Annotated in this window: 23 protein-coding genes and 1 pseudogene; 11 read left to right on the top strand and 13 right to left on the bottom strand. The window is 34.1% G+C overall.

Annotated elements, in window-relative coordinates:
* The first annotated feature begins 82 nt into the window (after positions 1–82).
* The 3 genes from CJF12_RS11655 (at position 83) to CJF12_RS11645 (ending at position 2,308) form a co-directional block, all read left to right on the top strand.
* A complete protein-coding gene (locus CJF12_RS11655) occupies positions 83–1,045 on the top strand; it encodes a hypothetical protein (RefSeq protein ID WP_034685585.1) in 963 nt (320 codons plus the stop codon).
* A gap of 180 nt (positions 1,046–1,225) precedes the next feature.
* Positions 1,226–1,672: a hypothetical protein gene (locus CJF12_RS11650; RefSeq protein ID WP_034685587.1), complete on the top strand. Its 447-nt coding sequence runs from the start codon at positions 1,226–1,228 to the stop codon at positions 1,670–1,672.
* Between the two features lie 126 nt (positions 1,673–1,798).
* Positions 1,799–2,308 carry a ferritin gene (locus CJF12_RS11645; RefSeq protein ID WP_034685589.1) on the top strand — a complete coding sequence of 170 codons (510 nt, stop codon included), beginning with the start codon at positions 1,799–1,801 and terminating at the stop codon, positions 2,306–2,308.
* 169 nt (positions 2,309–2,477) lie between these two features.
* Here the strand turns inward: CJF12_RS11645 and tssD are convergent, their stop codons facing one another.
* From tssD to CJF12_RS11630, 3 genes are all read right to left on the bottom strand, one after another.
* On the bottom strand, positions 2,478–2,882 hold the full coding sequence (gene tssD / locus CJF12_RS11640; protein ID WP_034685591.1) for a type VI secretion system tube protein TssD: 405 nt from the start codon (positions 2,880–2,882) through the stop codon (positions 2,478–2,480).
* 268 nt (positions 2,883–3,150) lie between these two features.
* The gene (locus CJF12_RS11635) at positions 3,151–3,615 is read right to left on the bottom strand and encodes a hypothetical protein (protein ID WP_034685592.1); all 465 of its coding nucleotides are present in this window, start codon (positions 3,613–3,615) and stop codon (positions 3,151–3,153) included.
* Positions 3,616–3,675: 60 nt separating this feature from the next.
* Positions 3,676–6,816, bottom strand: coding sequence for a UvrD-helicase domain-containing protein (locus CJF12_RS11630; protein ID WP_034685593.1), 3,141 nt, complete (start codon positions 6,814–6,816; stop codon positions 3,676–3,678).
* A 180-nt stretch (positions 6,817–6,996) separates the two neighbouring features.
* Here CJF12_RS11630 and CJF12_RS11625 point away from each other — a divergent pair, with 180 nt between their 5' ends.
* The 4 genes from CJF12_RS11625 (at position 6,997) to CJF12_RS11610 (ending at position 9,802) form a co-directional block, all read left to right on the top strand.
* The gene (locus CJF12_RS11625; protein WP_034685595.1) at positions 6,997–7,743 is read left to right on the top strand and encodes a hypothetical protein; all 747 of its coding nucleotides are present in this window, start codon (positions 6,997–6,999) and stop codon (positions 7,741–7,743) included.
* A 70-nt stretch (positions 7,744–7,813) separates the two neighbouring features.
* Entirely contained in the window at positions 7,814–8,587 is a 774-nt protein-coding gene (locus tag CJF12_RS11620) for a carboxypeptidase-like regulatory domain-containing protein (protein ID WP_034685597.1), read from the top strand.
* Between the two features lie 101 nt (positions 8,588–8,688).
* On the top strand, positions 8,689–8,994 hold the full coding sequence (locus CJF12_RS11615) for a hypothetical protein (RefSeq protein ID WP_228379103.1): 306 nt from the start codon (positions 8,689–8,691) through the stop codon (positions 8,992–8,994).
* A 49-nt stretch (positions 8,995–9,043) separates the two neighbouring features.
* Positions 9,044–9,802, top strand: a complete 759-nt coding sequence (locus CJF12_RS11610) for an IS5 family transposase (protein ID WP_034681491.1) — start codon at positions 9,044–9,046, stop codon at positions 9,800–9,802.
* A 79-nt stretch (positions 9,803–9,881) separates the two neighbouring features.
* Here CJF12_RS11610 and CJF12_RS11605 read toward each other — a convergent pair whose 3' ends face one another.
* The gene (locus CJF12_RS11605; protein WP_095591146.1) at positions 9,882–10,784 is read right to left on the bottom strand and encodes an IS1595 family transposase; all 903 of its coding nucleotides are present in this window, start codon (positions 10,782–10,784) and stop codon (positions 9,882–9,884) included.
* 170 nt (positions 10,785–10,954) lie between these two features.
* On the opposite strand from CJF12_RS11605, the gene CJF12_RS11600 reads away from it, so the two are divergent.
* The gene (locus CJF12_RS11600; protein WP_034688362.1) at positions 10,955–12,016 is read left to right on the top strand and encodes an NAD(P)H-dependent flavin oxidoreductase; all 1,062 of its coding nucleotides are present in this window, start codon (positions 10,955–10,957) and stop codon (positions 12,014–12,016) included.
* Between the two features lie 61 nt (positions 12,017–12,077).
* On the opposite strand, the gene CJF12_RS11595 is transcribed toward CJF12_RS11600, so the two are convergent.
* Entirely contained in the window at positions 12,078–12,857 is a 780-nt protein-coding gene (locus CJF12_RS11595; protein ID WP_034688360.1) for a C-type lectin domain-containing protein, read from the bottom strand.
* 368 nt (positions 12,858–13,225) lie between these two features.
* Here CJF12_RS11595 and CJF12_RS20495 point away from each other — a divergent pair, with 368 nt between their 5' ends.
* Together CJF12_RS20495 and CJF12_RS20490 are read left to right on the top strand one after the other, a co-directional pair.
* Positions 13,226–13,984, top strand: coding sequence for an IS5 family transposase (locus tag CJF12_RS20495; RefSeq protein WP_034681491.1), 759 nt, complete (start codon positions 13,226–13,228; stop codon positions 13,982–13,984).
* 9 nt (positions 13,985–13,993) lie between these two features.
* Positions 13,994–14,467: pseudogene (locus CJF12_RS20490) on the top strand (SIMPL domain-containing protein); the annotation flags it as partial.
* Between the two features lie 124 nt (positions 14,468–14,591).
* Here CJF12_RS20490 and CJF12_RS11580 read toward each other — a convergent pair.
* The 5 genes from CJF12_RS11580 to CJF12_RS11560 are packed head-to-tail and all read right to left on the bottom strand — an operon-like array spanning position 14,592 to position 19,521.
* The gene (locus CJF12_RS11580; protein ID WP_051887408.1) at positions 14,592–15,104 is read right to left on the bottom strand and encodes a GNAT family N-acetyltransferase; all 513 of its coding nucleotides are present in this window, start codon (positions 15,102–15,104) and stop codon (positions 14,592–14,594) included.
* Positions 15,105–15,106: 2 nt separating this feature from the next.
* Positions 15,107–15,328 carry a PspC family transcriptional regulator gene (locus CJF12_RS11575; RefSeq protein ID WP_007839346.1) on the bottom strand — a complete coding sequence of 74 codons (222 nt, stop codon included), beginning with the start codon at positions 15,326–15,328 and terminating at the stop codon, positions 15,107–15,109.
* Entirely contained in the window at positions 15,321–16,595 is a 1,275-nt protein-coding gene (locus CJF12_RS11570; protein WP_034687837.1) for a DUF2851 family protein, read from the bottom strand. Before CJF12_RS11570 ends, CJF12_RS11575 begins: the two co-directional genes overlap by 8 nt.
* A 27-nt stretch (positions 16,596–16,622) precedes the next feature.
* Positions 16,623–17,771, bottom strand: coding sequence for an N-acetyl-alpha-D-glucosaminyl L-malate synthase BshA (gene bshA, locus CJF12_RS11565; RefSeq protein WP_034687838.1), 1,149 nt, complete (start codon positions 17,769–17,771; stop codon positions 16,623–16,625).
* Positions 17,772–17,775: 4 nt separating this feature from the next.
* The gene (locus tag CJF12_RS11560; RefSeq protein WP_034687839.1) at positions 17,776–19,521 is read right to left on the bottom strand and encodes a glycoside hydrolase family 3 protein; all 1,746 of its coding nucleotides are present in this window, start codon (positions 19,519–19,521) and stop codon (positions 17,776–17,778) included.
* Positions 19,522–19,634: 113 nt separating this feature from the next.
* Between CJF12_RS11560 and CJF12_RS11555 the strand changes: the two genes are divergently transcribed.
* Entirely contained in the window at positions 19,635–20,177 is a 543-nt protein-coding gene (locus tag CJF12_RS11555; RefSeq protein ID WP_034687840.1) for a hypothetical protein, read from the top strand.
* Positions 20,178–20,256: 79 nt separating this feature from the next.
* Here CJF12_RS11555 and ribA read toward each other — a convergent pair whose 3' ends face one another.
* The 3 genes from ribA to CJF12_RS11540 are packed head-to-tail and all read right to left on the bottom strand — an operon-like array spanning position 20,257 to position 21,941.
* A complete protein-coding gene (gene ribA, locus CJF12_RS11550; protein WP_034687841.1) occupies positions 20,257–20,853 on the bottom strand; it encodes a GTP cyclohydrolase II in 597 nt (198 codons plus the stop codon).
* 18 nt (positions 20,854–20,871) lie between these two features.
* Entirely contained in the window at positions 20,872–21,330 is a 459-nt protein-coding gene (locus tag CJF12_RS11545; protein ID WP_034687843.1) for a hypothetical protein, read from the bottom strand.
* Positions 21,327–21,941 carry a DUF4254 domain-containing protein gene (locus tag CJF12_RS11540; RefSeq protein WP_034687845.1) on the bottom strand — a complete coding sequence of 205 codons (615 nt, stop codon included), beginning with the start codon at positions 21,939–21,941 and terminating at the stop codon, positions 21,327–21,329. The genes CJF12_RS11545 and CJF12_RS11540 overlap by 4 nt, the downstream gene beginning before the upstream one ends.
* Between the last annotated feature and the right edge of the window lie 3 nt (positions 21,942–21,944).

Below are 21,944 nucleotides of genomic sequence, written 5' to 3'. Positions count from 1 at the left end.
GATTTAACTTCTTTTTTTTATTGATATCAAAGAATAAGAATAGCGATATTCTGCTATATACTAACCAATTAACGATTATCAGATGAAAAAAATATTTTTAGGATTAGTACTGGGTTTTGCGACATTGTCGTTTGCTCAGCAGTACCCGAATAATGGTTGGGGAGATGATGGGTATGGAAATAATAATGGATATTATGATCAGGACGATCAAAATTATTTTCCCGATGATTACTATTATGACTACCCTCAGGATTATTATCCTACCGGATATTATCAAAGCTATTATAATGATTATAGAAACAGTATCGTAAATATCAATTGGAATTCTTTCTTTGCACAAAACAGATTAAACCGTTGGCAGATAGACCAGATTTTATATCTGAACAATTTATATTCAAGTTTTTCAGCATGGAATAATTTCTATAGATATAACCCGGACAGATGGTATTATGACAGGTTTTATGCTATGCAAAGAATACTAGGACCAAGAGTGTTTGTTGTGTTCCAGAATAATTATTATCATGGATCGAGTCCTATAGTTTATTTTCAGAATTACAGAAGAACATACTATGTTCCAAGATATAGGGTAATGCCTCGTTATAGAAGTGTAAATGTCAATATTTACAGAGTAGACAGAAGCAGATTCCGCCGTCAGGATAATCCTACTTTAAGAGTGGTTTCTACCAGAAATTATTCAGGGTTCAGAAATTCCGATAACAGAGGTCAAAGTAATAATGGATTTAGAAATCAAGGTGGTTTCAGGAATTCTGAAAACAATAATAATGGGGTAAGAAATAATAATGGTGGGTTCAGAAGTAATGGAAATGTGGAAAGACCCAGAAATGAAGGATTTAGAAATAGCGGGAGTCGTGATGTTCGAAGAGAAGTGACACCTCGCAGAGAAGATAATGGAGGATTCAGGAATAATGGAAATAGTGGATTCAGACAACAAAGAACTGAGAACTTAGCTCCAAGACAACAGAATAACAACGGAAATGAAAACCGTAGCAATTCCGGATTCAGACAAAAATTAGCGAATAATTAATTTTCATATATTATATTTAAGTGGTGTGAAGGGCAGGTTTTTATGACCTGTCCTTTTTTTTTGATTTAATATTGTGTTTTTAATAATATAATTTAACATTTTTTATGAATGATCGTATTTAACATTGTTTTTAATTGATAATCAAAAAGATGTATAACAATTAATTAAAGATTTAAAAACATGAAAAAATTAGTTTTAGCAATAGCATTTATAGGAATGGGAAGTTTTGCCATGGCACAACAGACTACTCCTCAAGAGAAACAAGCTACAAGAGCAGAGATGCAACAGAAGATGCAGCAAAAGGAACAGGAACATTTGGAAAAGATGCAGAAGGATTTGAATCTAAATCAGACGCAGGTTGCCCAAATCAAAGATCTTCATGCTAAGAGAAGAGCTGAAATGATGGCTAGCTTTGAAAAGAGTAAAGGTAACAGGCAAGCAAAGATGGAGCAGATGAAGGCTAAGAGAGCACAGATGGATGCAGATATGAAAAATATCCTGACCCCTGAGCAGTATACTAAGTGGCAAGCTGACAGACAAGCGAAAATGGAGCAGAGAAAGGCGATGATGAAAGATAAAAAAATGATGAAGAAACCTATGCATACTATGGCTCCTGCTGCAAATTAATAGTTTGTAATTTTGATTTTTTAATGTATTGAGGGTGGAAGTAATTCCGCCCTTTTTGTATTAAATTTTATTAAATCTTTTGAATTCGGGGTTTAATTCCGTATTTTTGAATATAATCTTTTTATTATGGTAAGCGAAAAAATTGCAAAATTAATTAACGAACAAATAGGTCACGAACAATATGCTGCACAATATTATCTTTCAATGTCTGCTTGGTTTTCAAGTAAGGATCTTGACGGAATAGCTAACTATTTCAGAGTGCAAAGCAAAGAAGAGTTAATGCATGCAGATAAAATGTTTGACTATTTAAATGATGTAGGAGGAGAGATCATTATCAGTGAAATTGCAAAACCACCTCACGAATTCGAAAATGCTACTGACATTTTTGAAAAGGCATTGGAACACGAAAAAAAAGTAACAAAAAGTATTTTTAATATCGTAAAAAATGCTAATGATGAAGGAGACTTTGCTACAACTTCTTTCTTACAATGGTTCATTAATGAGCAGGTAGAAGAAGAAGCAAGTGCATCTCAATTGGTTACTAAAATCAGAATGGTTTGTGATAATCCATCAGCATTATATCTTTTTGATCAGGAATTGTCGCAAAGAGTATTTACTCCAGATACGACAGCTTAAGGTTTTCCTGATTACTAATTCAGGATCAACGTACCCTGAATTAAAAACTCCAAAATATTGTAATCATATTTTGGAGTTTTTTTTATGCTGTCTTCTTACTTCTTATATGATCTTAACAACAAAAAGATCACCATAAAGGTGACCTTCAATAAATTTTAGCAAATGGAATTTATTTACCTGGCCATACACCTTCATAGGCTGCACTACCATAGTTAATTTTCTCTGCGCTTACCACAAAGCTGATCAACATACTGTTGTCATCTATTGCATCGAAATTTACCTGATGTTGGATCACATATCCGTTTTCCCAGTTTAAAGTAATTAGTGTTCCTTCTTCGTGGGATTTGTTAAAAGTAATTTCTCCTGTTGTGGGTTTGTATTTTCCGTTCAATAAGCTTTCCAGAATTTCAGATTTTTCTGTAGCTTCAATCGTTAATTTGATAATTGCGTTGGATGGATCTGAAGCTACCCGCCCTGAAACGTCGGTGGACCTTGATACGCTGTAGTTAAGCTTTAAAAGCTTCTGGCCTTCGCTTCCGTTGAATTTTAAGATTCCTCTTGAGTTTGCTGCCATAATTGATGAATTTTAATCGTTAATATTTTATGTTCAGTGATTGTACAGCAAATATATACCTCTTTAAAAATCCATAAAAACTTTTGGCTATAAGTTTCATTTTTTGTAGTGTTTCTACTATTTTATGTAGTAATTCTACGATATCTTGTAGTAGTTTTACTATATTAATAATGGGGATAGTCTGCATATTAATGAACTAGTAGCTAAATAAAAAAATAAACGATCTCAAAAGTGAGATCGCTTATTTAATTAATATACCTTGACAAATTTATTTTGATTCCTTCAAATAAATCTGTTGTGAATTTCCATCAATAGTAACGGTAGGAAACTTCTTATCATAATCGATAACGATATCCCCTTTATCTTCCACGCCACTTCCGTTAGCATCCCAATTGATAGTAACGTAGTATTTTACTGCAGCCCCCTTATCTACTTTAGGTTCTATAAGGCTTTCTGGATTTTCAGGCAAAGGAAGTTCAACACTGAAGGGAACCTTTTCCTGAGTAAATTCCTTTTCAGTAATTAATGTAGCCGGAACATCAGCGATGTTAGCTGGAACTCCGTACAAGCTTACTTTTAGCTTAGAGTTTTTTATCATAAAATTATCCGTACCTGTGAACTCGATCTTAACATTTTTTGTGTCTTGTGTCTTGTCCATAGAGGTCTTTTTTGGGGAGCTGCAACTGGCAAGTAGCAAGGCTCCAATGCTCATAAAGCTTACAATACGATTCATATTAAAATTAGTTTAGAGACTGAAGATAAGAAAAAATAAATAAAGTTGTTGAGCTTATGATTACAAATAAATAAGTTGTGTCTTCAATACCTTTCTTCCCAGACTTTCCAATACTTTTCGGTATGTTTCTATTTGTTTGTCATTCTTTTCAGAGACCTCTCCGGTTTTGAAATCTACAATAATATAGCCTTCATCATTCTTTAAAATTCTGTCAGGCCTGTAAATCCGGCTTTCTCCTTTTTCTGAAATCATAATGTCTTTTTCATTGATTACTTCCCATTTTTCATCAAAAAATTCAGAATAGGTATTGACAATTTGTTGTAAAGTTTCATGAATTTCATTCTTTTCAGTAAGCGTAATCTGCCCTTCCAGAACATAACTTTCGAGTATTTTTTTAATGTCTTTTTCAGTATTGATCTTTGAAAGGAGCTCGTGAACGAAAAGCCCTATTCTTACTTTCTCATTTCGAACCTGATAGTTTTTAGAAGGAGTTGCAATTTTAATGGAAGTACTTTTTTCGTTGATGTTTTTTAGGTTTCGGATATCTTTTGTCTTAAAAGATGAGGTTTTATCTTTGGAATGCTTTTTTAGCATTTCAGGATGGACTTCATACAGATCGAACTCGTCTGCTTGTTCTGTATTTTTGGTTTGGATAAATTCTAAAAGTTCAAGATTATTGGATGTTTTATTGGGCTTTTGGAGATAAAAATATAGTTGCTCTACAGGTCGTGTTGTAGCAACGTATTGCAGGCATAATCTATCAATTAGGTTTTTGTAAGAATTTTGTTTATTGAATTTCTCAATTTCCTTGTCGTAAGCCTCTAAGTTTTTATTGAACTGGTTGATGTTAACAGACTTTAAAGCCTCGTTGTTATTGGTCTCAAACCAATTGGTAAATTCTGCATCACGATTTTTATTCATCATTGGAATAAAGACAATAGGGAATTCCAGCCCTTTTGCTTTGTGAATCGTCATAATCTGGATAGCATCAATGTTTTCCGAAGCCTGAATGGTGTAGGTAGACGCCTCTTCATCCCAATATTTCAAAAATTCCTTTGTACTTGCTCCTGCATTTTGGGTAAAGTTGAAAAGCATTTCCAGAAAGTTGAGTAAAAAATCGGTTTCCTTATTCTCAAAAGAAAACTCATTGACATAATATTCTACAAAATTGTATAGATTGAATCTTGGGAAATGATCTTGTCTGAGTTGTAATGCATATTTATGCTGAATAAATTGAAGGATTTCCTCATGAGATTCGATTTCCAGGATTTCTTTCATTTCTAATGTGAAGTCCGGCATGATCACTCTTCCTAACTTATTCAGATAATACATCATCATGATTAAATTAGGTTTATTTTTAGGATTGGTTTCCCACTTTAAAAATTCAATGACAGCTTGTAATGTATTAGAAAGTTCTAATGTTAAACCTTTATCGGAAATCGTTTTGATATTGGTTTCTTCACTTCGGTAATTAACCTTTAGATTTCCCAGCTTTTGAGAATAGCTGAAAATGTCAAAATTGCCCCGGCAAAGTATCGTAATATCGGAAAATTTAAATCCGTTGTCCAGCGCTTCCTGAATATCTTTTTGCATTCTTTCCGAAGTATCATTATAGAAATCTTCATTGGTAAGGTTTTCAATAAGATTCACCTTTACCCGGCCATCAATTGCTGATTTTGGACTTTGTTCAGCATCGGTCCCAAAGATATTCTTATGCTCTTCCTCCAGATCTCTGGAATGATATTGATAGAGCTCATTATTAAATAAAACGATGTTCTTTGCACTTCTCCAGTTATCTTTTAATACAAGCAGCTCTGCTTCTTTGGGTGAAATTTCTTTTTTGTTAATGATATCCAGCATCAATTTGCTTTCTCCACCCCGAAAACGGTAAATACTTTGTTTAGGATCGCCAACCAAAGTAAAAGACGTATTTTCTGTGGATACGCTGTGATTTCTCAGAGGAATAAAATTTTGCCACTGTAATTCAGAGGTGTCCTGAAATTCATCAAAGAAATAGTGCTGAAACTGAGAGCCTACTTTTTCATAAATAAAGGCTGAAGGTTCATTTCTTAAATTTTCATTGATCAGAATATTGAATTTTGAAAGCAAGACCAGATCATTTTCCTCTTCAATTTTCTTTAATTCATTCTGAATATCTTTATTGACTTTGAGGGGAAGCAATGCAGATAGAATCTTCTCTTTTTTCTGAGTTTCAATGTAGAGAAGAATAAGCTGCATTCGATTCTCTAAAAGAGTTTCAAGAATTTCAAAAATATCTGTTTCTTTACTTTTAGCTTTCGAAGAGGATCCTTTTCTGTAGTTATTTACGACAGACTCCTCCTGTGTAGTCGGAAAAGGAAATCCTGCTCTTTTTTGGTGATAAAAATCCAGGACTTTGGTGAAAAAGCCACCAATTCCATTTTTTCCCTGCGCAAAATCTTCAATCTCAATATTTCTGGATTTGAATAATTCAACCGATGCAGAAGCAATTTCTACAGAACTTTTTTTATTCAGTACAATCTCTTTACGGATCGTATTTTTTATATCCTCGTAATTGGTATCATCAAAGTTATGATTGCTTTTCAGTTGCTCGTAATGAATATCTTTTACAAATTCTTTCGCTGAATCATACAGGTTCTTATTGAGGTTAATCCGCTCATTATTTTCAAGACTATAATCCACATAATCCATAAAGGAATTGGAAATAGTGTCATTTTCTCCAATCTGATCCAGCATTTTATCTACGGCTTCTATCAGGAAAGGCTCAGCTTCAATTTCAAGATTGAAATTTTTTGCCAGTCCCAGTTCATAAGAAAAGCTTCGTACCAGACGAGAATTGAAACGGTCAATGGTTCCTATGTTTAAAGTGGAGTAGTTGTGAAGAACGTAATCCAATAGTTTTTTAGACCGAACATGTAACTCGTCAATGGTAATTTTTATGCCTTCTTCTTTGAAGACTTTCTGGATGTTTTTCAGATCATTGTTATCAGCAAAATTGCTTGCTGAGAAATTGCCCAGCCATGACAAAATTCTCTCCTTCATTTCATTGGCCGCCTTATTGGTGAAAGTGAGTGCTAAAATATTTCTGATGGCCTGCTGCTGATTAGGATAACGAAGACAGATCATCAAAAGCCTCTGAACCAGAGCATAGGTTTTCCCTGAACCAGCAGAAGCATTGATTACTGTATAAGAATTTTGCATTTTTAAAATGAATTGAGATTGCAAGTTAGCTAAAATTTAAGTGAAATTTTAACAATTGTAATTCGCTATTTAACAAATGGGAAATGGAAATTCCAAAAAAAATGCTAAAACGCGTTAACTGTGGTTAAACTTGTGGTATACATTAAAAATAATTTTAGATTTGCTTTATAATATCTATCCGTGAAATTAAGACTATTCTTTCTTTTATCTTTTGTCTTCTTTATTCAGGTTCATGCGCAGGAGTATCTCTTTGGTAAAGTTGCTTCTGAAGAACGTATTGAAGTACCTGAGGTCACCGTAATCAATATTCGGACAGATGAACGTGTTCTGACTAATTCAGATGGACACTTTATGATTTCCGGTCGTCAGGGAGATGAGCTCCGTTTTGTCAAAAACGGCTATGAAAGGATGAATAAGAAAATCACAAAAGAGAATGTAGGAGCCCCTATTAATATGGTTCTCGTACGTCAGGCAACATTGATTCCTGAAGTAGAAATCAAAAAGGGAATTACCGGAGATTTAAAAATAGATTCCAAAAATCTGGACAGGCCTAAAAAAGTAGATAAGTTCACAGAAGGTCTCGCTAAGTATATGCGTCAAAAATCTGATCCAAGGGTTCTAGCGGCAAAAGGAGGTGAATTTGTACAACCCAAAGGAGAGGGGTTTAGCATAGGTAAGGTAAAAGACCAATGGGATGATGTTGACCTTATGAATTACCTGAGTGCCAGTTTAGGAGAACAATATTTTGCAGACCTGAAAATAGAGAAATCACAAATTCAGCATTTTATTTATTATGTTTTAAGAGGTGGTTTTGAAAGGAAGAAAATCCTAAAATACGGATATTGTAGTGATGCAGACTTAATGAGGTTTCAAAGGGCAGTTCTTGCCAGAATTTCATCCTATCGTGCACCACAGACTCAAAGATAATGCTTATGAGAATTCATCTTATTAGAAAGCAACGTATTAATCATTGGTGTTTAAAGATACAAAGTAAGCTATGAAAGGGGTTCTGTTATTGATTTTATTATTGGTAGGAGAGGCTTTTTATTCTCAACAAATGGTAAGAGGAAGAATCACAGATGATAATGATATTAATTTGCCTGCGGTTACAGTAGTGAATATGTCTACAGATAAGAAAACATACACTAACTCTTTAGGTGAATTCTCTATTGAAGCCTCAGAAAATGATGAATTGAGATTTGTAAGATCAGGCTACGAAAGGGCCTCGAAAAGAGTGCTGCTAGGAAATAATAATCCTCTATTATTTGTTATTCTGGTGAAAATACCTGAAGATATAGAAGAAGTTACCGTAAAAAAGCTATCTGGTGATCTGACAAAAGATTCCAGAAGTGTGGCAACATTAGATAAAGGAGAACTTGTTAAGCAGGCTGTCGGACTTCCACAACCTATAGGAAAAATGAGAGCAAAGCCGGCAGAAGTAAAGAAAGTTTTACTTCCGGTACTTTTAGGCTCTCTGGACGTTCAGGGAACATATGATTTGATTAGTGGAAGAGCAAGAAGGCAAAAGCGTGAATATAGGTACGATGATTTGCAGGAGCATATTGCATGGGTGCGAAAAAGGGTAGAAGATGATTACTTTACGGATGCAGGAATTCCTTCAGAAAGAATCTCAGAATTTATTGAGTTTTCTTTTTCCTTCAAGCCTCAGGTACGAACTTATGTGAGAGCAAAAAACTTATCGGGAGTTTTGTTGAAACTCGAAGAAATAATACCTGTATTCAGAGAAAGACTGAAAATATCTAAGCCCTAGTTTTGTTAAAAAAATCTTAAAATTTCGGAATGAAAATTGATATAATAATTTCATTAACACTCAATTTTTAAATGATAAATTAATCAAATTCACCAAATTTTATGAATAAAAATATTATAGTCATTGCCATTGCAGCAGTAGGCTTCATTATTGGCCTTGGTCTTTTGGGAAGTGCCATTAAAAACAGGAATAAATCTGAAAATACAATTTCAGTAACTGGATTAGGAACGAAGCAGTTTGCTTCTGATCTTATTACATGGTCGGGAAGCTTTTCTAAAAATAATTCTGATTTAAAATCGGCTTATGATGAGCTTGCATTAGACCGGAAAGTTATTAATGATTATCTTATTTCAAAAGGAATTAAGAGCCTGTTTAAAAAAGTAATAATAAAAAATAGTAAGGGTTAAAAGTTGCATAAAAATTGTCATTTTAGAGTTGCAAAAGAAAAAAACATCAATGTATCCAACGGACTTAACCCAAACTCAGTGGCAATTTATAAAAAAAGCATTAGATTTTGATGACAGAAAACGAAAATATGATTTGGTTGTCATTTGGAATGCTATCAGTTATTTAGTAAAAACAGGCTGTCAATGGAGACTTTTACCTCATGATTTTCCCAAATGGCAATTGGTTTATTACTATTATTCAAAATGGTCAAATCTGGAGATTTTCGATTTATTATTATCAAAATTGAGAGAGGAAGTACGACGAAACAGGGGTCAGAAAGCGCAGGCAAGTTTAGGAATTATTGACAGTCAAAGTGTTCGTTGGGGAAATAACCGTTCACTCAATGGCTTTGACGGAGGTAAAAAAATAAAAGGAATCAAGAGACACGTTGTGGTAGACAAAAATGGTTTTTTGTTAGCCGTAATGGTAAGTGTAGCCAATGTTCATGAGAGTAAGGCTGCATTGTTACTGATCAAAACACTGCGATATTTACTAATTCCGCTTCAGGTAATCCTGGCGGACGGAGGTTATAGAGGAGAGATTATTGAGGAAATAAGAATTAAGTTTAATTATATCATTCAGATCGTAATGCGGAGTGACAAAAAAGTAAAAGGGTTTGAGCCAATTCATAAACGATGGATTATAGAGCGTACATTTGCTTGGTTTGATAACGATAGAAGATTATGCAGAAATTATGAACTCTTAATGGAATCCTCTGAAAACATGGTCAAATTATCCGCCATAAAATTATTACTGAATAAAATTTAAACAGACTCTAAGGTAATAAGTTTTTTTTAACTTTTTTTATTGACAAATTTTAATTTTCATTGAAATTATAATTATCGAGTTATACGCTTAATTTCCGTATTAATTTATCGTAATTCAAAGGTTTTGCATTAAGCATTCTTTGGATAATGTTATGAAAGATGGTATTTCTATTTTGTGAACGGTTAATACGGTATGAAAATTCATTAAAATAACTTTCTACATGTTTTTTACTTACATGAGTGGGTATGGTTCGAATCCAAGACTTTATCTGGTGGATAATCAGGTGTAATTGTTTAAAATACTTTCCTTGATCTGAAGAGATTTGCTCAATGTTATACTTTTTACTCAAGGGAAGATATCCTTTCCACTTATCGGTCACCACTTTGGCTGATTCACTGATGTGCTGCTCAAAAATAGGCGTTAAGGATTTAGCAGAATAATCATCAATGGCTTTGATGTAAACACGTTTCACCTGATGCTTTTCGCTAAGTTCAACCGCCACAACAGCTTTGGTTTTTTGTGTGTTATAGCTTCTGCCTTTTTTACCCTCTTCCATTCCCCCTACCACAAATTCGTCTACATGAACCCAATCAGACATCGGATATTTCTTACTGCTTTCCATGGCTTTTCTTACCTTATGCATAAATGTCCATGCCGTGGGTTGGCGGATGCCATAGCGAAGGCCTACCTGAATGCTCGAGATCCCTTTACTACTGTTTACCATTTCAAAAACAATATGAAAGGCTTTGTGTAAACCGAATCGAACCCTATGAAATAACGTCCCTGCTGTGCCACTTTCTACATGATTGCAGCTATAACAATGATATTTATGGCCTGATTTTTCACAGCCTGAGGTATTACCGCACTTCGTACAAACAAAGCCGTCTTTCCATTTCAAGTCAAACAAATAACCCAGACATGAATCGTCATCTGGGAAGACTTTTCCAAAGTTGATAAGATTTTGACCTTTAAATATTTCCATATAGCTCAGGTTCTGGTAACAATATACAGAATTTATTTGGATAACTCAGTATAATTAATTGAAAGAATAATATTTTGCTTGATTTAATTGACTACATCAATAAAATGTATTTCAAATATCGTGGTAGTATTTACTCCATTTTTTGTAAATTTTAAATCAAAAATGGTATTATGTTTTGGGCAAATGCGATAAGTGAAAGACTTTGTATAGAATATCCTATTATACAGGCTCCGATGTTTGGGATAAGTACACCAGCTATGACTTCTGCAGCATCCAACCGAGGATGCTTAGGGTCTTTGGCATTAGCCGATTTATCGCCAGACCAATCTGCACAATTGATCAGGAATACGAAACAACTAACAGATCGACCATTCGCAGTCAATATTTTTGTTCATCAGATTCCTGAGGTTACAGATTCTTTAAAAGAAAAATTCATTGAAGTCAAAGAGTTTATTGAAGAGCTTGCCAAAGAGAACTCTCTTGAAGTTCATCTTCCGAATTTTGAAGATCTTAAGATCAATACTTATCATGAGCAAATTGATATTATTATTGAGGAAGGTTGTAAAATACTAAGCTTTACTTTTGGAAATCTGGATGGTCAGAGTATTCAGAAACTAAAAGAAAATGGAGTCGTGCTTATCGGGACTTGCACGTCTGTAAAAGAAGCGCTACTGCTTGAAAAGTCAGGAATTGATATGATCTGTGTACAAGGAATTGAAGCAGGAGGACACAGAGGAACTTTCGATACTGAATCTATTCCACAAATCGGAGGGCTATCTTTGTTATCACAGGTATATGATGCCGTGAGCGTTCCATTAATGTATGCCGGTGGCCTTTATAACGCTAAAACATTATTGGCTTCAAAGAAATTGGGTGCGCAAGGTTTTCAGGTAGGAAGTGTTTTACTCGCATCTCAGGAAAGTGCGATGAAACCATTTGAAAAAGGCAGACTGGAAAGAGTACAGGAAGAAGATATACTTTTAACCAAAAGCTTTTCCGGACGTTATGCCAGAGGGATCAAAAATAGGTTTATTGAGGCTATAGAAGATTCGGACTATATTTTGCCTTATCCTTACCATAATAAATTAACCGGTGAATTAAGAAAGGCTGCGAAAGTGAATGAGAATGATGATTTTGTCAACATCTGGGTGGGGCAATCGATTCATCATTATAGTGAAGATTCTACGAGTGATATTTTAAAAAGTCTTATCCTTGACGTTGAAAAGGATTAAGCTTTCGATTAAAATAAAAGCTCAGAAATTTCTGAGCTTTATATATTGGATGGCGTTTCAATTATTCATTAAACTCAACAATGAGTTGGTCCATTGCACGGTTGTTGGAACTGGTTACTGTTCCTGCTAAATCATTCCATCTTCTTTCTCCCCCTGATAGTATATGGGTAGCTCCTTCGTTTTGACCAGAGTTATTGGGTTCTCCTGGTGCAAACCAGTTTTCCGTTGTAGCCGGATTGGTAGACCAGTTTATTCTAAATTCTTCTCCGGTAATCCATTGTAATTGATCAGGATTTCCTGGTCTTCTGATTTTATTGAAACCTATCCAAATACTATTGTTCAGGTCATAACCTGTTCCCGAAGCTACAATATTGGTGTTGACCCATATTCTTTCGGCATCCCCTGGCATTGTTACCAGATAGCCGCCCATTTGTTTGGCAAAATCAAATGCATTAAACCAATTAATGGGTTGGGTAAGCTGATAAGCACAATAGATATGATTATTTTCAGGCCTTTGTTTACAGCCTAATTCAGTAGCTGTTCCTCCACCAGGAACAGCTCCAGGAGGTTGTGGCCTGTTAGCAGAGGGTTGTGGATCATATCCTAAAATGGTAGAATTAAACCCGGAAGTTCCACCACCAAATTCATCTCTGGAGATTCTTCTAACATTTCCATCAGAGTCTACTGATAGTATTTCATCAGTCGGTTCTCCCTGATTTAAAGTGCGCACTCTTAACTCCCCATTGATGTCAAATGTCTTTGTAGGTTCTAAAGTATTAATACCTACCTGTGCGGATATTGCCAACGGTAATACCATAAAAAGTAAAATTTTTTTAGTCATTTGGTCTGTTTTTTAAGAATATGAAATTAATAAAAATAGGAATATGAAAATATAATAAGATGAACTTTAACATTTACGTTTTCAGGGTTTTATGTTTGTTTTTAATTAATAAAATAAATATATACTACGTTGATTTAAAAATATATTTTATTAATACGTGTATTATTTAATAATTAAATCATAAATATTGGATATATTTAAAAAATTATAAATATTAAACTTACAAATAGTCTATTGGAGAATCTTTCTTCTGAAGTTTGAGGAATATGATTGTAAGAGCCTGTTTAAAAAAGTAATAATAAAAAATAGTAAGGGTTAAAAGTTGCATAAAAATTGTCATTTTAGAGTTGCAAAAGAAAAAAACATCAATGTATCCAACGGACTTAACCCAAACTCAGTGGCAATTTATAAAAAAAGCATTAGATTTTGATGACAGAAAACGAAAATATGATTTGGTTGTCATTTGGAATGCTATCAGTTATTTAGTAAAAACAGGCTGTCAATGGAGACTTTTACCTCATGATTTTCCCAAATGGCAATTGGTTTATTACTATTATTCAAAATGGTCAAATCTGGAGATTTTCGATTTATTATTATCAAAATTGAGAGAGGAAGTACGACGAAACAGGGGTCAGAAAGCGCAGGCAAGTTTAGGAATTATTGACAGTCAAAGTGTTCGTTGGGGAAATAACCGTTCACTCAATGGCTTTGACGGAGGTAAAAAAATAAAAGGAATCAAGAGACACGTTGTGGTAGACAAAAATGGTTTTTTGTTAGCCGTAATGGTAAGTGTAGCCAATGTTCATGAGAGTAAGGCTGCATTGTTACTGATCAAAACACTGCGATATTTACTAATTCCGCTTCAGGTAATCCTGGCGGACGGAGGTTATAGAGGAGAGATTATTGAGGAAATAAGAATTAAGTTTAATTATATCATTCAGATCGTAATGCGGAGTGACAAAAAAGTAAAAGGGTTTGAGCCAATTCATAAACGATGGATTATAGAGCGTACATTTGCTTGGTTTGATAACGATAGAAGATTATGCAGAAATTATGAACTCTTAATGGAATCCTCTGAAAACATGGTCAAATTATCCGCCATAAAATTATTACTGAATAAAATTTAAACAGACTCTAAGCAAAATGAAATTGTATTTTCTTCAGTAGATATTCAAAAACAGTTTAGGAGCTATAATGATTCTAATGGGAATTATGTTCAGGGTGAGTTTTCAGGCTATAACCTAACTCAAAAGGTTTCTATTGAAAGTAAGGAGGTGGCTAAAATTGAAGATCTTTCAAGGAATATAACGGAGATTATTAACAGGGGAATTGAGTTCACGTCATCTTCGCCTTCTTATTTTTATACAAAGTTAGCTACCGTAAAACAGGAAATGATTGCCAGTGCTACTAAAGATGCTAAGGAGCGTGCAGAAAAAATTGCAGAAAATTCAGGAAGTAGTCTTGGAAACCTTAAAAAGGCAACCATGGGTGTTATTCAGATCACTGCACCCAACTCTAATGAAGATTATTCATATGGAGGAACTTTCAATACCTCTTCCAAAGAGAAAGAAGCGAGTATTACCATAAAACTGGAATATGAGGTTAACTAATTAGTTTGATAATAACTAAAGAAGTGTCCGTATCAAAGGCGAAAAACTTATAAAAAACATTCACGTATTCGTAAGCTAAAATAACAAAAAAGCTGTCTCAAAATAAGACAGCTTTTTTGTTATTTTAATGGTAGACAATGTTATAAATTTCATCTTTAATCTCTTTGATGTTTTCTGGCGAATAATTAGCCAATAGCCAGAGGTTTAGAGATTTCTTTCCTTCGCCATAGCTAGGCTGTACATACATTTCATCGACTAAGCTGAACCCATTTTTCTGATAAAAAGAATACCGTCTTTTAGCATCTTCTCCTGCATCAGCCGGTTCAATTTCCAAAATTATTCTTGAATAATTTTTAAAGAGATAGCCGGTAATATGAGATCCCAGTTTCTGGTTTCTGAATTCGGCGAAAACTTCAAAATGCTCTACGAAAATATAATGGCTCAGTTCCCAAATGATGAGGTAGCCAATGGGTTTTGATTCATGTAATACAGAAATCACCTTTGCATGTGGGTTTGTAAATAATTTAATAAACTGATCCCAATCCCTTATTTCTTCTTCAGGAAAAGTAGAGGAGTAGGAATGATAAATATCTTTTATTCTATAGTCCTCAGGTGAGGTAATAAGTAAAAATTCCATAATTATAAATCAAAAACGCTGGGTCTTCTGGTGATGAAAATATCCTTAATCCATAATGTAAAAGCTAAGCCAAGATAGATCAGAAAGAAAAAGCCGGCTGTAGCAAAAGTAGAGTAGATGAAAAATACTCTAAGTTTAGAGACGGGAATTCCCAATTTGGCTCCCATTCTTGTAAGAACACCAAACCATTCTCTTTCCATTTTATGACGGATATTATCAAGCATTTGAAGAATCTTTTAAAAGTTTAAATCCAATCCCGCAATTTAAGCAATTTTTTTCTTCACAGCAGTTTTTGAAATGATAAATAAGACTTTGTGTGGTTAGTGAATCGGTTATCTCTACTCCAAGTTTTTTCCAGGAAGAAATAATCGAATTTTTTTCGGGAGTAAGTCCTCTATAAAACTCCAGAATCTCATCAGCTATTTCTTCGTTATGATATTTATGGTAGGTGTATTTGAAAGGGAGAACAGTATTTAAAATAAGCAATTCAATAAATTCCTTACTGAACATTTTAGGCTGGCTGACAGCTGATATCTTTCCGAAATTAAAATGATCATTCCAATAGTCTGAAGCTTTTATCTCCCGGAATAGATCAAAGATCTCTTCAATTTTTTTTGAAAGAATAATTTTTGAAAATAAATTCTGATGCTCATGATACAGACCGGCCAGTTGAGAAATACGGATGGTTGGAAAATTAGGAGGTCTTAATCTTGAAAACTTAGGATGAAATTTTAAATCCGGGATGTTATATTTTCTTCTTACAAAATCAAATTCCCTTTTCCAAAGTACCATTTGTTCATCCTGCGGATCTTCCAACCAATCGCAGATCCCAAAGAGTAAACTTTCAAGCTGGGTTCTGTTTTGCCGGAGTTTATTGATGATTGTAAAATCAATACTTTCTGCAATCTGTTTAAAAAGCAATGCATTGACTTTAAGTCCAAAAGAGTAGGCGAGACTGTGGAATAAAACTGCTTCAAAATTATTTTTAGACTGTTCTAAACTTTGTTCCAGCTCCATCGATTTAGCATCCAGCTTTTTTAAAACATTTTCTTCGTGAAAGTTGATTGGAATATTATCTTTAATAAATATGCTTTCACATGGAATAAACTGGCTTTCATCGACTAGCTTTTCATATTTCCATAGGATCTTTTCATCAATAAAATTCTTTAACTCCAGTGTTGGAATATTTCTGGAATTAAGCTCTTCAATCTCCATATCATTTTCATAAACAACATGCAGAATTATATTTTGATAATTGGGATCGTGGGAATGATGATGGAAAATCCAATCGGAAGCCCTGGTATGGAGCTCAATATGACCATTTAAAGTAATAGAATTAACTTTGATGGTTGCGTGTAGGAAATCCGGTCCGGCATTGGTATTCCATTGTCCGAAATTTATGATATCAACGGGATTTCCTTCAATATCCTTGAAGTCAAAATTTTTGAAAACCTTAAAGTTCCAAAGATATTGAAGTAATTTTTCCGTCATGAGTGTATCACAAATATAATAGAACTATTATACCCGTGACAACTCGTTTTTAAAATTTTCTATGGTTGTTTTATACATTTCTTCATATATAGGAAGAATGTTTTTCAAATCGAATTTTATAGCCTGTTCTTTCGCATTTATTTTCATTTTGGCTAAAAGTTCATCATTGCTCAGTAATTTAATGGTGTAATTGCTCATCGCCTCTACATTTCCTATCTCCGCAAGATATCCTGTTTCTCCCTGGATATTTACTTCCGGAATTCCACCTGCATTAGAGCTGATCACCGGAGTATATGCTGCCATAGCTTCCAGTGCTGCCAAACCAAAGCTTTCTTGTTCGGAAGGGAGTAAGAAGACGTCGGAAAGCTGAAGAATTCTGTACAGGTCATTTACTTTTCCAAGCAAACGTATTTTCGAGATGAGTTCAGGGTTTTCCTCTAAGAATTGATTCACTTTTTCCATATCAGGTCCTTCTCCGATAATAATCAATTTAGATTTTACCTTCTTATTGACATTTTTAAAAATCTGTAGAACTTCTTCAACACGTTTTACCGGTCGAAGGTTGGAAACATGAATCAATATTTTCTCATCCGGATCTGCAAACTGAGTTCTCTGACACTCATTACATTCGTCAAATTCAGAATTATCAATAAAATTGGTAATTACCTGAATCGGTTTTTTAATATTGAAAAACTGGAGGGTATCTTTTTTTAGGCTTTCAGATACGGAAGTAATCGCATCTGATTTATTAATAGAAAATTCTACAGCATGCTTATAACTTGGATGTTGTCCTACCAGCGTGATATCTGTACCATGAAGGGTAGTTACCAATGGAATATCATTCTGGTCTTCCTTTAGCATTTGCTTTGCTGTAAATGCGGCATATGCATACGGAATAGCGTAGTGAGCATGAAGTAAATCAAGTTTGTATAAATTTACGACACGATAGATCATAGAACTCAATGCAATATCATAAGGTTGATATTGAAAAAGCGGATAGGTCTGAACATTCACCCTATGAAAGAAAATATTCGGATTGGTAATGTCTAATCTTGCAGGAAGTGCAGAACTGATGAAATGAACCTCATAGCCTTTGTTGGCAAGAGACATTCCCAATTCTGTAGCTACAATCCCGCTTCCACCATATGTTGGATAGCAAAGTATGCCTATTTTCATTAGTTTATTGTTGTTTTGATGTTGTAAATGTTGTTGAACTCACGTTTGTATTTGTATTGGAAATGGAATTGAAATCAATACCCATTCCGGCTCTTAGCTGATCATTGATTAACACTGGAAGCCTGCCCCATATTTTTGTTTTCCCATTGAGTGCATTGGCTGCTGCAGTCATTGAGTCATTATTGTTTTCATAAGAAACAAGTACTGTTGAAACTTTTGAAATATCAATATCTTTCAAAGCGTAGGCGCTTCCGAAAACATCCAGTATTACTTTTTGATTTTTAACCAGATCAGCCAATACTTTCTTTGATTCAGCAGAAATTTTATAAGGCTTGTAAGCCGTGGAGTTATCTTTGTGAAACCCTACCACTACTGTAGAATTAGCAGGGATTGTATTAATTTCATTTGCTTTTTTAATGATGACCTGTGTTTCTAAACCTAGTTGAGAGGCAAAGGTCTGATAGGGAGCTTCTTCTAACGGAACGTAGTAGACTTGCTTTTTACCCAGCGGAAGGAGCTTCTGATCATCCTTTAATAAAGTAAGGGCGTTTGAATAAAGATTTTGCACCAAGTTTTTATGAGAGTCATTATTCAGGTCGTAATTAATATTTTCAGGACTTTTAGGAGTGTATTGGCTTAGTCCTAAGAAATACTTTGTCAGTAAAATCTTCTTTACACTTTCTTCCACTCTTGATTGTACTATTTCGCCATTGTCAATAGCTTTCTGAATCAATTTTTTTCCTTCAGAAACTCCCTGAGAGAAGAGCATAATATCATTTCCGGCTTTGAAGGCCATAGCATCCAGTTCACCTGGCTTATATTTATTGGCAACAGCACCCATATTTAATGCATCTGTTATAATAAGACCTTTATATCCTAATTTTTCTTTTAACAGTCCTGTGATGATATTCTTGGAAACTGAAGCCGGAATTCCTTTTCCTGATTCCAGGCTAGGAACATATAAATGGGCAACCATTACTCCTCCAACTCCTTTATCCATTAGAGCTTTGAAAGGTGCAAGCTCTATATTATTAAGACGATCCAACTGATGGGAAACAACAGGTAAATCCAAATGAGAATCTGTACTGGTATCTCCGTGACCAGGAAAATGCTTAATGGCTGCGAGGATATTATTGTCTTGAAGTCCATTAGTATAAGCAAGAGCTGAGCTAATCACATTATTGACTTCAGACCCGAAACTTCTGTTGCCTATAATAGGATTGTTGGGGTTGGTGTTCACATCTACTACAGGTGCAAAATCCCAATTAATTCCCATTCGTTTGCAATCTTCAGCTATTTTGGCTGCCATTTGATGGATTAATGCTTTATCCTGGATGGCTCCCAGTGTCATGGCCCATGGAAACTTATGGGCTGCTGCAATTCTTTGAAAAAGTCCCCATTCTGCATCCATACCGATCATTAAAGGAACTTTGGATTTTTGCTGAAACTCATTCACCAGATTGATTTCTCTGGCTGCATCATCCTGCATTAAGATGAGTCCCCCTATTTTATCATTAGTAACAATGTTTCTTACCTGATTGATATGGTTTTCGTCCTTATTGGTATAAAGTGCAACAATAAAAAGTTGTCCTAGTTTTTCATCCTGTGAGAGAGATTGGTATGTTTTGTCAACCCATTGGTGAGCTTTTGCAATATCTACTTCAGAAATGTTCTTAGGAAGGTATTGTGCTGTAACTTTAGTGCTGATCAATAGACCTATTATAAGTGAAGTGTAAACGATTTTGTTCATAACTTTTGAATAAGAACAAAAATACGATTAAAAAAATCATCAGAATATATGTTTTTATGTTTTTTGGTATATGTTTTGAAGGTGCTTACTATAATAACTAAACTTTTATAAAAATGAAAAAATTTCTTCCAATCTTACTTCTAGCTTTTGCCAGCTTATTTATTTATAGCTGTGACAATCGTGATAATAATAATAACTTTGTAGATAATGATACGGTGGGTACTGCTTTTGATATTACAGCAACACTCGGTAGAGTAGATGATAATTTATATCAGTATACTGATACATTTACTACCCCTTTAGTACGGGCTGATGTAGTACTTATCTATTTACAAACAGATGTTACTAATAATGGCTCCCCAGTTTGGAACTTATTGCCTTATACCTTCTATACTGATAATAATGTTGCTGTTGGCTATTCATTCAATTTTAGCCGATTTGATATACGTATTAGTTTAGATTCTACATTAAACTTAACTCCAAATACAAATTTTTATACAAATAAAAGATTTAGAGTAGTTATATTACCTGCGAATTTAGGCAATGCTGCTGGTAAAGGGGCTAAAGCAGCAACTCCTCCGGTAGATTACAACGATTACAATAGCGTAATTAAATATTACAATATTGACGAGTCTAAAATAAAGACTAAAAATTAAGAAATTATCTTTTCAGTTTTTTATAATTAAAAATGGCTCCGGAATTATTCCGGAGCCATTTGTTTTATCTTTATTTTAGTTAATTATCATTGTCATCCAGAAGATGTCCAAAATAATCTTTCTTTGTCTTTAAATAACCTCTGCTGGCATCGTTAGCAGGTATTTGTAGGGGAACTCTGGAGTTAAGGTGAATATTACTTTCAGTTACATACTTTACCTTTTCAGGGTTGTTAGTTAAAAGATTGATATCCTTTACTTCCAGAAGATTTAAAATTTCGATAGCTACATTAAAGTTTCTATCATCTGCAGGAAGTCCCAATTTTAAATTGGCCTCCACAGTATCAAAGCCTTTTTCCTGTAGGGAATATGCTTTTAATTTGTTGATAATTCCAATATTTCTTCCTTCCTGACGAAGGTAGATAATAATCCCTCCATTTTCATGGATATATTTCATAGCAGCATCCAACTGCTGCCCACACTCACACTTTTTTGAATGGAAAACTTCTCCGGTAATACATTCTGAATGGAAACGTACATTGACTGGTTTTGAAAAGTCTGTATTTTCAGCAATGATTGCCATGTGAGGCATCCAGTCATTTTCGTTTTCAGAGAAAGCGATCATTCGGAAAGTTCCATGTTCCGTAGGAACGTTTGCTTCCGCTTGAATTTTAATCATTAATAAGGTAGTAAGTTTTTAATTTCCTCTTAGAGAGTCTTCGATTACAGAAATATTGGTCTTTAATCTTACCAAATATCTGTTGAGTATCTCATCATCATCTTTTGAAAGATTTTGTCTGAGTTTCTGAATTTTTTTATAGGCCTTTTCAAAGCTTTTAATAGCCCTGTTTTTTCCTGAAACATTATTGGCGTCGATTGCATACAAATAATTTTGTAAGCTGTATTTCAACGAAATGACTTCTTCATTGACGCTAACATTTTTAAAATTAGGAAAGGTGGAAATTAAATTAGATATTTCAGAAGCATTTACATTTTCTTTGATATTAATGTCTATGCTTTTCTTTAGTCCTCTATCAGAATCTGATCCTTTTGCTTCACTATAAAAATTATTAGACAACGGAGAAAAATTCAATTTTTCCGTTGCGCAAGAAGAAGTTAATATTAACAGTATTCCAAAAAAAAATAATTTTTTCATTTTTGTTGCCCCTTTTGATAAAGGATTGGGTTAAGACTTTCATCATTATACATTTTCATTTGTTTGTATACTTTCATCTTAACATCACCGTTTTCAATATCAGTAAGCAACTGATTTATAGAAGTTGATAGATCTTCTTTCTGTATAAGAAGCACATCTAATTTTGCCTGGCAATTTAAACGATGCTCCTCAGAGGCAGATTCTCTATTCGCTTCTAATGACATATGATAAACCTTTAATGCAAGTATTGATAATCTGTCTACAGCCCAAGCGGGTGTTTCTGTATTGATCTTTGCATCAGATTTAGGAGTTATATTTTTAAACTTATTTAGAAACCAACTGTCAATAAATTCTACTAAATCAGTTCTTTGCTGATTAGAAGCATCTATGGTTCTTTTTAATTGAAGAGCCTCAGTCGGATCAATGTTCTCATCTCTAATAATATCTTCCAAATGCCATTGAACGGTATCAATCCAGTTCTTTGCGTACAAAATTCGTTCCAAACTGTCTTTTTCGAAAGGATTATTAATTAGATGATTAACATCATCAAATACGTGGTAGTCTTCAATAGATTGATTGAAGACTTTCCATGCAGTCTCAGTAAAATTCATTAA

The sequence above is a fragment of the Chryseobacterium piperi genome, assembly GCF_002285635.2.
GTDB classification, from domain to species: Bacteria; Bacteroidota; Bacteroidia; order Flavobacteriales; family Weeksellaceae; genus Chryseobacterium; species Chryseobacterium piperi.
This window is presented reverse-complemented; position numbering and strand designations above follow the sequence as displayed.

Coding starts and splice junctions, on each gene's coding strand:
- CJF12_RS11655 (WP_034685585.1), top strand. CDS start 83: ATGAAAAAAATATTTTTAGGATTAGTACTGGGTTTTGCGACATTGTCG.
- CJF12_RS11650 (WP_034685587.1), top strand. CDS start 1,226: ATGAAAAAATTAGTTTTAGCAATAGCATTTATAGGAATGGGAAGTTTT.
- CJF12_RS11645 (WP_034685589.1), top strand. CDS start 1,799: ATGGTAAGCGAAAAAATTGCAAAATTAATTAACGAACAAATAGGTCAC.
- tssD (WP_034685591.1), bottom strand. CDS start 2,882: ATGGCAGCAAACTCAAGAGGAATCTTAAAATTCAACGGAAGCGAAGGC.
- CJF12_RS11635 (WP_034685592.1), bottom strand. CDS start 3,615: ATGAATCGTATTGTAAGCTTTATGAGCATTGGAGCCTTGCTACTTGCC.
- CJF12_RS11630 (WP_034685593.1), bottom strand. CDS start 6,816: ATGCAAAATTCTTATACAGTAATCAATGCTTCTGCTGGTTCAGGGAAA.
- CJF12_RS11620 (WP_034685597.1), top strand. CDS start 7,814: ATGAAAGGGGTTCTGTTATTGATTTTATTATTGGTAGGAGAGGCTTTT.
- CJF12_RS11615 (WP_228379103.1), top strand. CDS start 8,689: ATGAATAAAAATATTATAGTCATTGCCATTGCAGCAGTAGGCTTCATT.
- CJF12_RS11610 (WP_034681491.1), top strand. CDS start 9,044: ATGTATCCAACGGACTTAACCCAAACTCAGTGGCAATTTATAAAAAAA.
- CJF12_RS11605 (WP_095591146.1), bottom strand. CDS start 10,784: ATGGAAATATTTAAAGGTCAAAATCTTATCAACTTTGGAAAAGTCTTC.
- CJF12_RS11600 (WP_034688362.1), top strand. CDS start 10,955: ATGTTTTGGGCAAATGCGATAAGTGAAAGACTTTGTATAGAATATCCT.
- CJF12_RS11595 (WP_034688360.1), bottom strand. CDS start 12,857: ATGACTAAAAAAATTTTACTTTTTATGGTATTACCGTTGGCAATATCC.
- CJF12_RS20495 (WP_034681491.1), top strand. CDS start 13,226: ATGTATCCAACGGACTTAACCCAAACTCAGTGGCAATTTATAAAAAAA.
- CJF12_RS11580 (WP_051887408.1), bottom strand. CDS start 15,104: ATGGAATTTTTACTTATTACCTCACCTGAGGACTATAGAATAAAAGAT.
- CJF12_RS11575 (WP_007839346.1), bottom strand. CDS start 15,328: ATGCTTGATAATATCCGTCATAAAATGGAAAGAGAATGGTTTGGTGTT.
- CJF12_RS11570 (WP_034687837.1), bottom strand. CDS start 16,595: ATGACGGAAAAATTACTTCAATATCTTTGGAACTTTAAGGTTTTCAAA.
- bshA (WP_034687838.1), bottom strand. CDS start 17,771: ATGAAAATAGGCATACTTTGCTATCCAACATATGGTGGAAGCGGGATT.
- CJF12_RS11560 (WP_034687839.1), bottom strand. CDS start 19,521: ATGAACAAAATCGTTTACACTTCACTTATAATAGGTCTATTGATCAGC.
- CJF12_RS11555 (WP_034687840.1), top strand. CDS start 19,635: ATGAAAAAATTTCTTCCAATCTTACTTCTAGCTTTTGCCAGCTTATTT.
- ribA (WP_034687841.1), bottom strand. CDS start 20,853: ATGATTAAAATTCAAGCGGAAGCAAACGTTCCTACGGAACATGGAACT.
- CJF12_RS11545 (WP_034687843.1), bottom strand. CDS start 21,330: ATGAAAAAATTATTTTTTTTTGGAATACTGTTAATATTAACTTCTTCT.
- CJF12_RS11540 (WP_034687845.1), bottom strand. CDS start 21,941: ATGAATTTTACTGAGACTGCATGGAAAGTCTTCAATCAATCTATTGAA.